General features: G+C 52.6%; 10 protein-coding genes and 1 pseudogene. 5 read left to right on the top strand and 6 right to left on the bottom strand.

Going from position 1 to position 16,660, the window contains the following annotated elements; translation table 11 throughout:
* Positions 1-176: 176 nt before the first annotated feature.
* From JE47_RS0108625 to JE47_RS0108615, 3 genes are all read right to left on the bottom strand, one after another.
* Positions 177-1,391 (bottom strand): sugar ABC transporter permease, encoded by a 1,215-nt coding sequence (locus JE47_RS0108625; RefSeq protein ID WP_031459366.1) that lies wholly within the window; start codon positions 1,389-1,391, stop codon positions 177-179.
* 67 nt (positions 1,392-1,458) lie between these two features.
* Entirely contained in the window at positions 1,459-2,982 is a 1,524-nt protein-coding gene (locus tag JE47_RS0108620; protein ID WP_031459365.1) for a sugar ABC transporter ATP-binding protein, read from the bottom strand.
* A 119-nt stretch (positions 2,983-3,101) separates the two neighbouring features.
* Positions 3,102-4,250 carry a sugar ABC transporter substrate-binding protein gene (locus tag JE47_RS0108615; RefSeq protein WP_031459364.1) on the bottom strand — a complete coding sequence of 383 codons (1,149 nt, stop codon included), beginning with the start codon at positions 4,248-4,250 and terminating at the stop codon, positions 3,102-3,104.
* A 378-nt stretch (positions 4,251-4,628) separates the two neighbouring features.
* Here JE47_RS0108615 and JE47_RS0108610 point away from each other — a divergent pair, with 378 nt between their 5' ends.
* A complete protein-coding gene (locus tag JE47_RS0108610) occupies positions 4,629-7,382 on the top strand; it encodes a LuxR C-terminal-related transcriptional regulator (protein WP_031459363.1) in 2,754 nt (917 codons plus the stop codon).
* 337 nt (positions 7,383-7,719) lie between these two features.
* Here the strand turns inward: JE47_RS0108610 and JE47_RS20455 are convergent.
* Positions 7,720-8,537: pseudogene (locus JE47_RS20455) on the bottom strand (IS5 family transposase).
* Positions 8,538-8,552: 15 nt separating this feature from the next.
* Positions 8,553-9,653 (bottom strand): homoserine dehydrogenase, encoded by a 1,101-nt coding sequence (locus JE47_RS0108600; RefSeq protein WP_051871107.1) that lies wholly within the window; start codon positions 9,651-9,653, stop codon positions 8,553-8,555.
* Between the two features lie 128 nt (positions 9,654-9,781).
* Here JE47_RS0108600 and JE47_RS0108595 point away from each other — a divergent pair, with 128 nt between their 5' ends.
* The 4 genes from JE47_RS0108595 to JE47_RS0108580 all read left to right on the top strand — a co-directional run bounded on the left by JE47_RS0108595 (position 9,782) and on the right by JE47_RS0108580 (position 15,139).
* A complete protein-coding gene (locus JE47_RS0108595) occupies positions 9,782-10,531 on the top strand; it encodes a hypothetical protein (protein WP_031459361.1) in 750 nt (249 codons plus the stop codon).
* Positions 10,532-10,699: 168 nt separating this feature from the next.
* A complete protein-coding gene (locus JE47_RS0108590; protein ID WP_236631177.1) occupies positions 10,700-12,718 on the top strand; it encodes a hypothetical protein in 2,019 nt (672 codons plus the stop codon).
* Complete coding sequence (locus JE47_RS0108585) at positions 12,718-13,875, top strand: glycosyltransferase (RefSeq protein WP_031459359.1); 1,158 nt, start codon at positions 12,718-12,720, stop codon at positions 13,873-13,875. The genes JE47_RS0108590 and JE47_RS0108585 overlap by 1 nt, the downstream gene beginning before the upstream one ends.
* 7 nt (positions 13,876-13,882) lie before the next feature.
* Positions 13,883-15,139, top strand: coding sequence for a glycosyltransferase (locus JE47_RS0108580; protein WP_236631176.1), 1,257 nt, complete (start codon positions 13,883-13,885; stop codon positions 15,137-15,139).
* Between the two features lie 17 nt (positions 15,140-15,156).
* On the opposite strand, the gene JE47_RS0108575 is transcribed toward JE47_RS0108580, so the two are convergent.
* On the bottom strand, positions 15,157-16,629 hold the full coding sequence (locus JE47_RS0108575; protein ID WP_031459357.1) for a LuxR C-terminal-related transcriptional regulator: 1,473 nt from the start codon (positions 16,627-16,629) through the stop codon (positions 15,157-15,159).
* Positions 16,630-16,660 lie beyond the last annotated feature (31 nt).

The raw sequence follows: 16,660 nt of genomic DNA, 5'->3' as shown, positions 1-16,660 counted from the left end.
CAGCGGGCGGCTTGGAAAGCCGCCTCTACGTTCTATCTCCTGCCCGCAGGCAGCTTGGCAAGCCGCTCGCAAGCGGGAGGCTAAGGGAGTGACGCTCGCGGGGTAGCCTGGAGGGTTGTGTCGACTCCACCTGCGCACCACTGCGATGACGTCTCCCGCCGATAGGTCTACCAGACTTACCCTGCCCGACCACGCCGACGGGTTGTCACATCAAAGATCACCGCTGCGACCAGCACCAGACCGCGCACGATGTATTGATACGCAATATCGATACCCATCAGGTTCATGCCACTGGTCAACGATACATAGACCAACGCACCGATGATCGAGCCAATAACATTCCCGACGCCACCGGCTGCTGATACTCCCCCGATATAGGCCGCAGCAATTGCATCAAGCTCAAACAGCGTACCGGCAGTCGTCGTTGCCGAGCGTAGACGCGAAGCAAACAACACCCCCGACAACGCCGAGAGCATTCCCATCGAGGCAAAGACGATATAGGTAATCCGCTTGACACTGATCCCGCTCAACTCGGCGGCTTCGGGGTTACCGCCAACCGCATAAATATGCCGACCAAGGACAGTCTGCGTCGTGACGAAATGATAGATTGCGACAACGACCAGCACAATGACCATCGTCCACGAAAGACCATTGTAACCGGCCATGATCCACGCCAGGAGACCAATAAGGGTCGAAATGAAGACCAGTTTGAGTACAAACATATCGAGGGGTAAGACCTCGAAATTGTACGACAGCTTCTTGCTGCGGGTACGTACTTCGCTCAAAACGTAGGCAACAATTGCCACCAGACCAAGCAATAAGGTGAGGGTATGGTAGCCAGGTACCAGACTGAACGGGACATCGGGAATGAAGCCATTGCCAATCGCGTTGAACGTTTCGTCTTCGATGATAATCGTTCCGGTACCGGCGGTAACCAGTTGTAATGCACCACGGTAAATTAACCAGCCGGCCAGCGAAGCAACAAACGATGGTATTTTCAACTCTGCCACCGGCAAAGCGGTCAGTAAACCGGCAAGCATGCCCATCACCATGACCATCGGCACTACAACAATGGTTGGTAATTCCCAAAAACGCAGAGCAATTGCTGCCACTGCACCCAGAAAACCGGCCAGAAAACCAACCGAGAGGTCAATATGGCGGATCACGATCACCAGCGTCATACCAACTGCTAACACTGCAATGTAGCCGGTCTGGTTGATCAAATTACTCAGATTACGAGATGAGATAAAGATACCATTAGTCGTGATCGAAAAAATGATCATGATAACAAACAAGGCAATGAACATGCCGTATTGCCGGATATTTTGCCCCAATACTCGTTGTAGATTGCTCAGAAATGTTGTCTGTTTGACCTGTGCTCTGGTCGTCATGGTACCTCTCCTGCTATGTTCGGTGGCGATATTTCATCTGATATATCAGTCGGTAACTTGTACAGCATTAATAATCAACGGCCAGCGCCATAATCTTTTCCTGAGTTGCCTCGGCAATTGATAATTCACCTTTGATTCGACCTCCAGAGACGACATAGACCCGGTCACTCATGCCAAGAACTTCTGGCAATTCTGATGAGATCATGATGATGCTCATGCCATCTTCGACCAGCCGATTCATCAACTGGTAGATTTCATACTTCGCTCCTACGTCAATACCGCGGGTTGGTTCATCGAGGATAAGAACATCAGGCTGCACGAAGAGCCACTTGCCGAGACACACCTTTTGCTGATTACCACCACTGAGATTCCCGACCGGCTGTTCAATGGTGGGAGTCTTGATGTTCAGTGACTGACGATATTTCTCGGCGATTTGAATTTCGGCATTCCGGTCGATTACCCCATTGTTCGCCAGTGCTCTCAGGTTAGCCAGGGTAAGATTTTGGCGCACGTCTTGAATCAGGATCAGACCCTTGGTCTTGCGATCCTCAGACACATAGGCCATTCCGGCAGCAATGGCTTCACGCGGATGGTGGAAGGTACGTTTACGACCTTTGAGCCATAGTTCGCCGCTGATGTGATACCCTGGTGCATTGCCGAACAGGCTGAGAGCCAGTTCAGTCCGACCGGCGCCCATCAGTCCGGCCAGACCAACGATCTCGCCACGACGGACGTGCAGATTTACATCACGCAACAAATAACGTCCGGCCTCCGGTGAATAAACTGTCCAGTTGCGTAACTCAAGCACGACATCGTCACTGACCCGGCGATTGCGTGGTGGATAGATATTAGTAATTTCACGTCCGACCATATTCCGAATCAGTGCCTGTTCGTTGACCTCACCGTTATGGGCGTCAAGTGTGCAAACCGTCTTACCATCACGGAGCACCGTAACTGTGTCTGCTACCGACAGCACCTCTTTGAGTTTATGTGAGATAAGAATGCATGTAACACCCTGATCGCGGAGTTCACGCAGTAAGTTCAACAGATTCTCACTATCATCCTCATTAAGTGCTGCTGTAGGTTCATCGAGAATGAGAATCTTTACTTCACGACTCAATGCCTTGGCAATTTCAACCAATTGCTGGATGCCAACCCCCAGATCACGAATTTTAGTTGCCGGATTCACAGCTAAACGCACTTTGCGCAGTACCTCGTTAGCCTGGCGGATGGTTTCATTCCAATCGATAATACCATTCCGACAGATTTCATGACCGAGAAAGATATTTTCGTAGATTGTCATTTCTGGAACAAGCGCCAGTTCTTGATAAATGATGCCAATGCCAACCCGCTCGCTATCAGCGATGCCAAAGAAACGCTGCGACTGACCATTTATCAAAATCTCGCCACTGTACGACCCGTATGGATAGACACCGCTCAAGATTTTCATCAACGTTGATTTACCGGCGCCATTTTCGCCCACCAGACAATGAATTTCGCCCCGTTTGACACTGAAAGTAACGTTATCAAGCGCACGCACACCGGGGAATTCTTTGGTAATCTGGCGCATTTCCAGAATCGGGGTTTCCATGCTACACCGCCTTATACTTTTGTACTGGATGTATAGTCTTTGTATCGCCTGTGCTGGTACGCTTGAGCGACTGGAATTGTCTCTCAACAATTCCAGTCGCCTACCAGAAGAGGCTATGATCAGGGCAGATTGGTGAAGTCGCTAGCGTTATAGTAACCCGAGTCGATCAATGCAGCACGCACATTCTCACGTGTCACCGTCACAACTGGCGATTGGATAGCGGGCACGTCCTTCTTCCCGTTGTTGTAGGAACCACGCGCTTCAGGCTGCTTATTTTCGAGCAGAGCAACCGCAGCCTTGATCGCATCTTTCACCAGTGTCCGCACATCCTTAAACACGGTCATCGACTGGCGGCCATCGATGATATACTGCACCGAAGCCTTCTCAGCGTCCTGGCCGGTCACAAAATACTGGGTAACATCTTTATCAGCGGCAAAGGCATCGGCAATCGCCCGCGCCGTACCGTCGTTTGGTGCGAGAATATAGACCTTGCCCTTATCAGCGGCAGTAACAGCGGTCAGATTCGCTTCGGCCAGATTCTTAGCCGTGTTGAAATCCCAGTTCGTCGTGACCTGACCGATAATCTTTGCCATCTCATCACGGGTCAGATTGAGCTTATTCTGCAAGGCAACCGCCTCACTGGAGTTCTTGATCACAAAGGTACCGTCAGCAATCTTGGGCTGCAGAACCTTCCATGCCCCCTCGAAGAAGAGGAAAGCGTTGTTGTCAGAGGCAGCACCGGCGTAGAGGTAGAGCGGATTGCCACTGCCACTAGCGTGATCGACCAGGTACTGCGCCTGTTGGGCACCTACCGCAATGCTATCGAAGGTCACATAATAATCAACCGCGTCAGTCTCGCGGATCAAGCGGTCATACGAGATGACCTTTACGCCAGCAGCGCGTGCAGCCTCGGCCGCAGCAGCAGCGGCGGTACCATCGTGTGGGCAGATGATCAGTACCTTGATACCCTTAGAAATCAGCGCCTCAACATTCTCCTTTTCCTTCGCCGATGAACCCTGGCTGAAGAGAATTTCAACCTGGTAACCAGCCTGCTGGAGCGCCTCTCGGAAACGGGTTTCGTCTTGAATCCAGCGGGGTTCATCTTTAGTCGGGAGGACAATACCAACCGCAAGTTTTTGGCTCGATCCACCGGTACTACCACCACTGCTTCCACCGGTATTACCGGTATTGCTGCCGCCACAGGCAGTCAGTAGGAACACAAAGGCTGTCAACAAAGACAGCATGAGCCACAGAGTCTTCTTTGACATCACATTCCTCCTTGAGGTAAAAAGGCAACACAACAGAGCAATGCACTAAACCACAAACAGCGTTTCTTTGCCGGTAGATACACCTCCTTGTGTCGATTGCAGGACAGCATTCAGATGGTGCTATTGAAGCACGATCCATACGACTTGCCTAGCAGCCTACCCCTGAAATCCGTTGGGGAGTTACCCCTAAGAGGAAATTAGGGGAAAACCCTTAAGTTGTGAGGCGTGAGAAAAGAGAGCGTCGAGAAGCACGGAGGGCTTCGGCTGGCCTGCTGGCAATGACCTACCGTTCTACCATCAGCTATGGTAGACTAGAAGATGCAACGATATTTCAACCTGTGATCGTCTCACCAATGATCATTGCACGGAGGTGGCATAATGATGCCGCTTGTGCGCACCAAATTACAGCCACCAGAAGCTCTCCCTTTCTTGCTCGCCCGCCCGCGCTTACACGAACGTCTACGACTGGCCCTGCATCGACGACTCGTCTTGATTGCAGCCCCAGCAGGGTATGGTAAGACATCACTCCTGGCCGAATGGCTTGTTGAGGCTCGTAAAGAATGGCCATATATTGCCTGGGTCAGTCTCGATAGTACCGATAATGACATTCGCCGTATGCTTGCGTATCTGCTCGCAGCACTCCATCATCTGCCTGACAAGCGGCGTGATCGATTACAAGCGTTTATCAACGAAGATAGTGAGATCGATGTTGAACAATGGTGTGCGGAATTGCTCAATAATCTGGCCGAAACAGCTAGCCCCACAATCATTGCGCTGGATAATTACCATCTGATCACTGATTCGCACATCCACCACATGATCACATTTCTGGTCGATCATCTTCCACCCCTGTGCCATCTGATCATTCTCAGCCGGAGCGATCCACCCTTGCCGCTAGCACGCTGGCGAGCACGCGGTTATCTGGCCGAATTGCGTAGTTTTGATCTGGCTTTCAATCCAGAAGAGACTGCAACGTTCCTCCTGGAAATAATGGAACTGCCTCTCAATCGCGAACAGATTGTCACCTTGTTAGAGAGCACTGAAGGATGGCCGGCGGGCTTACAACTGGCTGCCCTGGCATTGCGTGATCGTATAAATCGGGGAGAAGTGATTGATGATCCTATTCCCAGTAATCGTTACGTGGCAGATTATCTGATTGAAGATGTCTTCAACCAATTACCCCCTCATCTACAACAGTTCCTGTTACAAACCTCGATTCTCGAACGGTTATGTGGTGCACTGTGTGATGCAGTGCTTGGCGTAAGTGACTATACGACGGGTGGACAATCGGCGCAATCGTACAGTCAATCACTCCTCACGGAACTGGAACGCAACAATCTTTTCTTGTTTCCACTTGACACCGAGCGAGTCTGGTACCGGTACCATCGTTTGTTCGCCGACGTCTTGCGTGAGCGGTTAGTAGTGGGTTGTTCGCCAGAGCAGGTCGCCACGCTCCATCGTCGTGCAGGCGTCTGGTACGCCGCGCATGGAATGCTCGTTCAGGCAGTTCATCACGCCTTGCAGGCACAGGCCATTGATGACATCGTGGCTATGCTCGAACCAAATGGACTGGCAATTATCTCGCAGGTTAGTGAGGAGACCCTTCGTCGATGGTTACCCGCTATTCCAGAAGAGGCTTTTGAACAGCATCCCCGCATAGCTCTGTTACGAGCCTGGCTGGCTACCACCAATTATCAGGCCGAAGAAGCCTCCCATTGGATTGCAGTGGCCGAACGTGCGTTGGCCGATGTCGCGAGCGGTACCGCTACACCGATTGGCCTCATTGCAAACTTACGTGGCGAACTGAGCGCCGTGCGTTTGCGACTGGCAATCTTACAGGGCAATATCGCACAGGCGCTCAGCGAGGGAAAACAAGCCCTGAACTGGTTACAAAGTGACTATCAATCGTTGCGAATGCGCGTGGCTAAAGACTTAGGTTACGTCTATCTTGCCCAGGGCTATCTATCACAGGCCGAGCAAGCTTTCAAGGAAGCGATGATCAATGGTTTGAACGCTGGCCTGCCGTATATTTCTGCACTGGCAAGTAGTGATTATGCCTATACCCTTATGCTGCGCGGCGCATTCAGTACGGCAATTCACGCCTGTCGTGATACACTCGAACAGACCATGCGTCGCTATCGCAATCAAACCGTTCCGGGTATCGGATTGTCTTTTCTGGGGCTTACCGAACTCTACCATATCCGCCACGAATTTGCTGGCGCTTTACCAGCACTCGCCGAGGCTGAAAGTTTGATTAAGTCAGGGCAGATCACCAGCTATCTCTGTCTCTTGATTGTTATGGCACGAGTTGCCCGATCGCGAGGCGATCTGACTGGTGCGCTACGTGTGATCCGTCAGACTCGCTTTCTGGCTCAACAACGTCAGGTTCATTGGGTACTAGCAGTACTAGATGGTCTGGAAGGACAAATCCTGCTCGAACAGGGAGATATAACGGCGGCCAGACAACTACTGACAAAGAGCGTATCGGTAGCGCAAGAATTTTACTACCTGCCGACGGCCATCTTCTACGCACGCGAGCATATCACTCGTGCACAGTATGAATGGCGGCTGGCTCAAGGTACTGCGAATGGTGATGTGCAGGCCCTCCGTGAACTGGCCACTGAACTGAGAGAACTGTCAGGAAGAGCACTCTGGCAGACCCTGTTACCCTTTGATGCAGCACTGCTACGCGGGTTAGCGCTGGCAGCCGCTGGTGAAGATGCCACCGAGCCAATCATGTCTGCCCTCGAACTAGCTGCCGGTGAACGAATCGTGGCACCATTTTCGCAAGCAGGTGAACCACTTCGCCGCATCCTCAGCCAGCTCGCGAATCGTCAACAGCTATCATCGTTTGGTGAATATATTTTCTCGCTGTTTGAAAACGATGACCTATCGTCGATGGTCATCCCCACCTCACCCACATCGAATGACTTATCCGAACCATTGAGTCAGCGTGAAATCGAGGTTCTGCGTCTGATGGCAGAAGGGCGCAGCAACCACGAAATCGCTGCCAAATTGATTATTGCCGTGAGTACCGTGAAATCACATATTAACAACATTTTCAGCAAATTAGGTGTTGCTTCACGCACACAGGCAGTGGCTCGTGGCCGTCGACTTGGCCTTATTCCTTAGCGCATGTTTGCATATTCCTTACCTAAAATGTATCATATTTACCCCCTTCCACACTTACAAGAGAAGCTGAAGGTGTGGAAGGTTGCTATGTAGTGAGCAGAAACATACTGATGAGCATGATTTGAATAACAGCCTGTCAGCCATTCACTCAGTTAATCCAAGAGCTGGTTTGTCACCGTACTTTCAGAGTGTGGTCGAAACCTGATTAGAATGCCAAGTGTTTGAAAGCATATACCATTGTTCAAAAAAGAACATTTAGATAAGAGTAGACATCCATTATCAAAATCTAGATTCTGTTGATCAACGCTTCCTACCTCTGAGAGAGTGTCTGAAAATTCTATGAAGAGTCGTTGATATGGATGCGGGCCAACCGTCTGACCATAACGTGAATCATGGCGACATAAATGAACGCTTCGCTCGTAGCGGTGCGTGCGTCGTCGTCCTTCCTCAAGCGGCGATACCTCCCCAGCCAGGCAACCGTCCGTTCCACCACCCAGCGTCTCGGCAACACGTGGAAGCGCGATACCCCATCGGGACGCTTGCTGCTGGCCAGGGGCCAGCCACCAACGCGCTGCACCCATTCCACCATCTGGCCAGCATCGCCCCCATCGGCCCACATCATCCGCAGGCGCGACTGCTTCCTATGGGGGTTGCCCACCACCAACCGCACCCCGTCGCGGTCTTGGATATTGGCGGCATGCACCACCACCATCACCACCACGCCCACGGGATCCACCAGCAGATGGCGTGTGCGTCCGTGGACGGTTTTGCCAGCATCAGCCCCGTGCGTCCCCCGTTTTCGGTCGTTGTGACCGACTGGCTATCCAGAATCGCAGCGATCGGTGCTGCCTCCCGCCCTGCGGCAACGCGCACGTCCGTGCGGAGGGCCGCATGGATGCGTACCCAGGTCCCATCCCGTTGCCAGCGCCGAACGGAATGAGACACAGTCTGCCAAGGAGGCACGTCATCAGGACGCATCCGCCAGGTGCACCCGCTGCGCACGATAGCGAAGATGGCGTTCAGCATCTCCCGGTACGCATGGACGCGATGCCGCCCTCAGGGTGACGTCCGTTCCGGCAGAGCGGGGGCAATCCGTTGCCATTCAGCGTCCATAAGGTCAGTAGGATAGGAAGTTCGTGTGTTTTGTTCGTTCATACCATCACGTATCCATCAAAACCCTCGACCAGATAAAATTTCAGACACACTCTTAGCGTGTCGCAATCGATGCCTGAGTTCGATAACATCGCGCAACATCGCCTGACACGTCCCTAGTGGGCCATTTTCGAGACTACTGAGCGTTGAGCGACCGGCGGTATCGCTATAGATCACCAGACCCATCTCGCCACGTGAGAGGCGAGCGAGTGGATGATCGGCCGCTAGCCTGGTTGGGGCAACCGAGAAGACATATCGGCCATTTGCCTGCCAATCCGCGCGTGCGACCAGTGAGATTCGGCCACCGGCACTCCACGCCGCCGCCAACTCGTCTGCTGTCACTTCACGGATGCCGCGTATGTTCACATCGGTTAGTACGGTTGGTTGCCGTAGCACCGCGTTGGCAAAAATAACCAGCTTACTGGCAGCGTCCCAACCATCAACATCGAGAGACGGATCAGGCTCAACTATGCCCTGACGTTGGGCTTCGGCCAGGGCAGTAGAAAAATCAGCACCAGTTGCCATCTGTTCGAGAATCACCTGAGTCGTACTGTTGACAACCAGCTCAGCCCGTTCAATACGGGCACCGGCCAGATCACGAAGACCAACATTGATGGTTGGCAACGCACCGCCAACGGCGCCAGAAAACCGCAACGGTGGACGCACACTGTACGGTGAGAGATCATCTACCCAATCGCTGAGAGCAGCCAATTCGGCAAACGCCAGCACCAATGGCCCTTTACTGGCCAGGACAGCAGCTTTACCACGTTGCAAAGCCGCCCGAACAATGTCGAGCGCCGGCTGACCATCACGGAGGTTGGTAGGAGTTGCTTCTAACAGCAGATCATAATCAACAGTTCGTGCAAGATTAATCGGATCGAGTTCCGGTCGGAACGTTGGTAACACTCGTACACCAAGCCGACGACGCTTACAATCAGTAATGGCAGGGAGATCAAGACCGTCAGGATCAAACGCAACACCTGTCGAGTCGGCAACCCCAATAATCCGCAACTGGAAACCATAACGAAGTGCAAAACGCTCCGAATCAGCCACCAGCAGTTCGAGGAAAGTACGGCCAATATTGCCCAAACCAGTCAAGATTGTCTTGAAAGTGTCCATACATACTCTCACACAATTCTAATCCAGGCATGTATAATATAAGACTACGCATCTACAACACGTGTAGATTACCACACATTCTGTTGTAGAGGCTTCATAACAACGACGTTATATCGTAGGAAAACCTCATGAAACAGTGTCTGGTACCGTGTCTCTTTGTTGCACAACATCAACAAGATATGGCAAGTATCCGCAAGCACTTGCTCGAAGGGCATCAATGTCGAGATGCGTGGGTTGCCCTGAGCAAATTAGTGCATGATCCGCAGCAGCGCAAAGATTGTCTCGAACGGGCATCGATCCTTGCACCTGATGATGAAGAGTTGCTCATCGCCTACCTTGAGGCACGGTTAACGGTAGACCCGGCCGACCGCTTTGCCCAACAACGCCTGAATGAGATCCGCACAATGCGTCTGCTCTCGGACGTGAAAACACCATACTTTCATGAACAACCAAAACCTCGCTTAATCGGTGATATTCTCGTCTCGATTGGCGCCATCACCGAAGCCGAACTACAAGAGGTGCTGGCCGAGCAACGTCGGGGTAGTCTGTTGGTCTCCGACCGACGGATTGGTCAACTCTTGTTACGGCGCGGATTAATCACACCAGCAAAGCTGGCAAAGGCATTGATCATTCAACAGCAAGAACGGAGCCGGGCCCGTACTGCCCCACAGGTTCTGGGTGAGTATCTGGTTGAGCACGGTTATATTACGGCGGCCCAACTCGAAGCAGTGCTTACCGAGCAGATCCGTCTCGATCAGCAAGGGAAGCGTTACAGTTTAGGCCAATTGCTGGTACGGATGAACCTGATGTCGAAAGATGAAGTGGAACGGGCAGCAAAAGAGTATGAAAAAACGTTCTGGACGCAGTTTAATGCGTAGCTTTCTCTGATCAGACAAGAACTGTACCCTGTGGTCTGTCATTGTGATCACAGGGTTTTTGTGGTAATTGATAATGATGCAGCTACCTGGAATCCTTTTGCACGCTGTGTAAAGAGCCATGCTACAATAAGCACGCTTTTCTATGGCTGACATCATGAGGATCGATGCGTGATCGTTGCAGGTAAAGATACATCATCCCACTCGACAATCTGGTTAGCTGTGATCTGGTTGGCGGCTGTCGTGAGCATGGCAGCGCCTGGATTGCTCTGGTGGCTCCCACAAACGTTGCTTCATGCACCGCTAACGCTGCTTAGCGGTATCATCCTCTTCACGCTCCCTGGCCTTGCTGTATTACGCTGGCTGTGTCAGGCTCCTCTCATCTGGTTTGAACGGTTGATATATGCAGCCAGCCTCAGTTGTGGCGTACTACCGCTCTTACTTCTCGTGAGTGATCTGATTGGATGGCGCTGGAATAGTGTCTCAGCATGGCTAATGATGCTGATGCTTTCCATCCTTGCTTTCTGGCCCCCACAACTACGTACATTACATCAAAATCATCACCGAAATCTGATTGGATTAGCTATCGCTTTACTCACAATTACTGCTCTAGCTGTTCGCTTTTTTATTGTACGTGAAGTACCAGTTGGTTTTTTTGGTGACTCATACCATCATACTGTTATTACTCAGTTGCTGATAGATCACGGCGGCCTTTTCCATTCCTGGCAACCGTATGCGCCAGCCGTAACCTTTACCTATCACTACGCCTTCCATACGATGGCGGCCTGGTGGCACTGGTTAAGCGGTGTATCAGCCGTACAGGGAGTGATCCTGGTTGGGCAGGTGATGAATGGGTTGGCCGCACCGTTGACATATTTACTGACGGCACGACTAACCAATTCGCGACTGACTGGTCTCTGGGCGGCCGTGATGGTCGGATTCCTCAGCCTCTATCCGGCATATTACGTGAATTGGGGACGATATACACAACTAGCCGGGCAAACCGTTTTACCGGCAGTGGCTCTGGCCTGGATGACCTTACTTGATCAAACGTTACAGCCTCATCTCTCGTGGCGTACCCTGCTTAAACCATTATTCCTGACCAGTATTGCTAGCGCTGGCCTATTACTCAGTCACTATCGAGTAGCAATACTGACGATGTGCTTTATCCTTGCCTACGCAATGACAGCCTTTGCCCTCTACACATCGCACCAGTGGCAGTATTTGCTGCGTATGAGTGTAATCGGCCTGCTCGGTGCTGCCGGAACAGGTCTCCTGGTCGGACCCTGGCTATGGCGTGTACAACAAGGTCAGATCATGCGTCTGGCTTCCGCCCTCTTGAATACCAGTTCTGAAGTGAGCAACCCCATCTCGCTCGACATCATTGGGGCAGCATTTCGCACGGGTCTTTTCCTGCCGACAGTTCTGGGCCTGGCGAGTCTGTTGTGGCGGCGACAAGCGGCTGGTATTGTCCTGACGCTCTGGGCTATCTTCGCCTGGCTGGCGGCGAATCCGCAACTACTCGGCCTGAATGGACAGGGCTTGATCACCACATTTACAGTGTTAATTGGTGCATATGTAGCTATTACGCCAGCGGCTGGGGCTGGTTGGCTGACACTGATACGCCTGTTTGCCACCCTGATGCGATCAGCCTGGCAGTGGAAGGATAGTTCCATCATCGCAGTTCAGATCATACTGGCCCTGAGCTTACTGGGCTGGGGTACCTCGATCCAGGTCAGCATTCTTGATCCCTCCTATCAACTGGCAACTCCGGCTGATATAGCGGCAGCCGAGTGGATTAAAACCAATTTACCGGCAGATGCGGCGATCTATGTGAACGGATTTTCTGCCTACGGTGGTTATGTGTATGCCGGTAGCGATGGTGGATGGTGGTTGAGCTTTCTTACCGGACGCCGTACCAATTTACTACCAATGGCTGTAGGATTTGAAGCGACTGATCCACCCGATACGTTGCGACAGATTGCCGTACTTCATCAGACAGTTCAGCAATTCCCTATAGGCAGTGCTGAGGCGGCAGCGGCATTACGCGCAGCAGGCTTTGATTTTCTCTATAACGGACCGGCTGCCAATCCTGGTGGCGAGTATCTTGATCCAGCACAGATCGACGCTTCACCATTTTATGAGTTAATCTACCGCCAGAACGGGGTGAGTATTTGGAGGATTCGCTAGTGCGACTTGCAGTTGTTGGTCCAACCTATCCTTTTCGAGGTGGAATTGCCCAGTACAGTACCATGCTGGTTTATCACCTTCGTGCGGCTGGTCATACGACGTTCTTCTACTCGTTTACCCGTCAGTATCCCACCTGGCTCTTTCCCGGTCGTAGTGATCGTGATCCGAGTCGCACTGCGCTCCGGGTCGATTGCGAGTATCTTCTCGATCCAATGAATCCCTTGACCTGGTGGCGATTAGTGCGTCGGGTACGTGCTGATCAGCCTGATCTCTTGCTCTTACAGTGGTGGGTTCCGTATTGGACACCCAGTCTGACGGTTATTTCGAGTCTGCTCAAACGACCACCGGCGACGAAGATTGCAATGATTTGTCACAATGTATTACCACATGATGGCGGTGGTGTGATTGATCGAAGATTGGCAATGACGGTTTTACGGCGTGCAGATGCGCTAATTGTCCACAGCGATCCTGATCGCTATCGGGCACGAGCATTGCTCCCACAAGCCAGGATTGTCAAAGCCTTCCTACCTACATATGAGCCTGTTTCAAAGGAAGCGAAAGCTGCTATGACTGCTGCGCTGCGTGATCAGTGGCAGATGCCTGATCAACGGCGCATCCTGCTCTTTTTCGGATTTGTACGGCCGTACAAGGGGCTAGAATATCTAATCCAGGCGTTAGCTCAGGTGCGTCATCAGCTCGATGTGCATTTGCTGGTAGTGGGTGAAATTTGGGGATCACAAGCCTATTACGAACGATATGCCGCCGAATTTGGCGTTGCTGACGCGATCACATTCATCAATCGCTATGTACCAAATGAAGAGCTGCCAGCAATCTTTTCAGCAGCTGATGTCGTTGTGTTGCCGTATATCTCGGCAACCCAAAGTGCTGTCGTACAGTTGGCATTCGGTTTTGGCAAACCAGTCATTACCACTAATGTTGGTGGTCTGCCAGAGGTGGTCAAAGATGGGATGACAGGACTCATTGTCCCGCCCCAGGATGCAACTGCGCTGGCACAAGCCATTGTGCGCTATTTTCAAGATGATCTGGCGACCTGCCTTGCTGCCCGTGTGCAGGCCGAAGCAGCCGAACGAGCCGAGTCGTGGCCTCGTCTGGTGAGAATCATTACCGATCTGGCACGCGAACTGAATGAGAAGTAGTAGCCCTGTGCTGAGACTTGTCAACAAGCTTTCTATCGTTACCGGCCGTCGGCAAGTAACCGCGACACCTGCACGCCGCGTTGTTTTCCTCTTACCGATGGGGATTGATCGTCCGTCTGGCCGTCGCTATCTCAACATTGCCCGTGGTCTGGTTCGATTAGGATTCCAGGTGCGGCTACTGGCGCTCCATCCCAACTTTTCAGCATGTACTCAACGCCGGTTTGTTGTTGATGGGGTAGAAGTCTGGTATGTCGGACAGATGCATGCCCGTAAGACCGGCAGCATACCGCAGAGTTTTAGCCCTTTTCAACTCTTGCGTGTAGTTGTGCAATCAACGCTGGGGATGATTTGGGGGGTTCTCCATTCACCGGCAACCTGGTACCATCTGGGTAAACCACAACCGATCAATGGCATGGCTGCACTGGTTGCAGTTTGCTTCTGGCGAGGTCAATCGTTTTTCGTTGATTGCGATGATGATGAAGTAACTGCCAACCGTTTTACGGCAGATTGGCAACGAGCTGTCTTTGCGTTCTGGCAATGGTTGTTGCCAAGACTGGCAATGGGCATTACCGTGAATACACGATACCTGGCTGCTCAGATGGCTCGGCCTGGCCGCCCATGCATCATTGTCCCTAATGGCGTGACTACAGATTTTCGTGCCCCGCCGCTCCCGATTCGGGTAGCACTGGCGGCTGCGCTGGGGTTGCAGTCTGGGCCGGTGATTGCCTATGCTGGCACCCTGGCCTTGCATAACCATCCGATTGACTTGTTGCTACAGGCTTTCAATCTCATAGTCGCCCAACATCCTGACGCAACATTATTGATCATCGGTGGTGGCGAGGACCTGCCACTGATCCGGGCCTATATCGAACGACAACCGTGGCGTGAACAGGTTATCTTGACCGGACACGTCCCCCACGCGCTGGTGCGTGGATTGCTGTCCCTGGCCGATCTTAGCGTTGATCCAGTCTATGATGACTCAGTTGCCCGTGCCCGCTGTCCACTCAAGATTGTCGAGAGTCTGGCGCTTGGTGTACCGGTGATTACCGGCGATATCGGCGATCGGGCCGAGATGTTGGGGTATGGTACAGCGGGTATCGTTGTACCACCGGGAAATGCAGCGGCGCTGGCAGCCGCAATCCAGGAACTATTGCTTGATCCAGAGCGCCGCATGGCAATGGCTGCTGCGGCAACCGCTCAGGCCAGTCGCTATGATTGGGAACGTCTGGCGGCTCGCTGGGCAACTATCTACGAGAGCAGATAACCAATAAGCTCGGCAACCTATTGACCAGGGATGAAGACAACGTACAAGGCGCGATACTCACTTAAACGCCCCTGCGCACGACTATCACCCAAAAAATAGATGTTCGATTCGAGCAATACCGCGTCAGGAGAGACATATGCGTCAGCCGGTAACGGTGTCTGGCTCCACGCATCAGCCGCAATATCGTAGGTCAGTCCCTGGCGTCGCTCACTATCGAAAATGAGCAAGGTGCTTGGCAGCCCCACTGCGACCGGACGCGCAATTGCCTGCGGGAGTGGCGCGGTCGCAATCCAGCGTCGATCAGAGTCGTTGCCCGGCTCAAGTCGGGCACTATCACGGAGCGCACCATCGATCCCTTCTCCACCCACGATGTAGAGCTGTCCACCGGCCACTGCTACGCCAGCGTTCTGACGTGGTTGCGATAAGGCTGGCCCCGTTTCCCAACGTTCACGTACCGGATCGTACACAAACACCTCAGAGCGTAGCGCAGTACCATCCCAACCACCGATCAAGTACATTTGCCCTTCCCAGGCCACCAGCGCATAACGGCTCCGCGGTGCTGGCAACGGTGGACCGACAAACCAACGCTGCTCACGCGGATCATAGATTTCAAGCCGATCGGTCACTGTACCGGTCGCATCTTCTCCTCCAGGCACGAAAATACGTCCGCGGAGCGTAATAGCCCGTGCATGACTCACCGCAGTCGGCTTATCGGTGAGCCGTACCCAGCGGTCAGTTTCGGGATCGTAGCGGTCAACTGCGGCGCTGACCATACCGCGTTGTTCGCCACCGATAACGTACAACCGCCGTTCGAGATCGTATCCGGTCAGCGCAAAATGATCGCGCGGATCACTCAATGGTTGGCGCAGAAACCAGCGTTGCTGACCACTGATGATCGTTGATACGGTTGGATCCGGGGTTCCGGTGATTTGAGCAGAACGTGCATTCACCATGAGGATTGTAACAGCGACGACGATTAGCGCCACCCCCACAACCAGCCACGGTACCAGACGCCGCCACCAGAGTTCTCCTGGTGACAGAGCAGCCGGTTGCGTCGGTAATAAAGGTGTTTCTTGTATTGCAGGTAACACTGTTCCAGCATCTGAAATCTGATCGGCTGGTGATGATATGTCAGGCAATGCTGTTGGTGTACCGGTCGCTACTGGCAGTGTTTCAGGTTCTGACGGTGCGGCAATCGGTGGCTGTGCTGCTTCGGCAATCGCCGCTCCCTCTTGTACACTGACCGACGCCGTCTCGTCGGCAGGTGACATATCGGTTTCACCAACTGTCACGATTCCGGTCCGAATTGCGTAAACCGTTGCCTCGGTGCGCGATTCCACACCGATTTTGGCAAAGATGTTCCGCAGATGTACCTTGACCGTGTTGACACTAATGTTTAATGCAATCGCAATCTGCTGATTGGTTGCCCCGGTAGCTACAAGACGGAGTATCTCGCGCTCACGCTCGCTGATTGGATTTTCGTTCGTCATAGCCTGATATACTACAATACAACCAGTTTAC

Source organism: Chloroflexus sp. MS-G, from assembly GCF_000735195.1.
Taxonomy (GTDB): Bacteria; Chloroflexota; Chloroflexia; order Chloroflexales; family Chloroflexaceae; genus Chloroflexus.
This window is presented reverse-complemented; position numbering and strand designations above follow the sequence as displayed.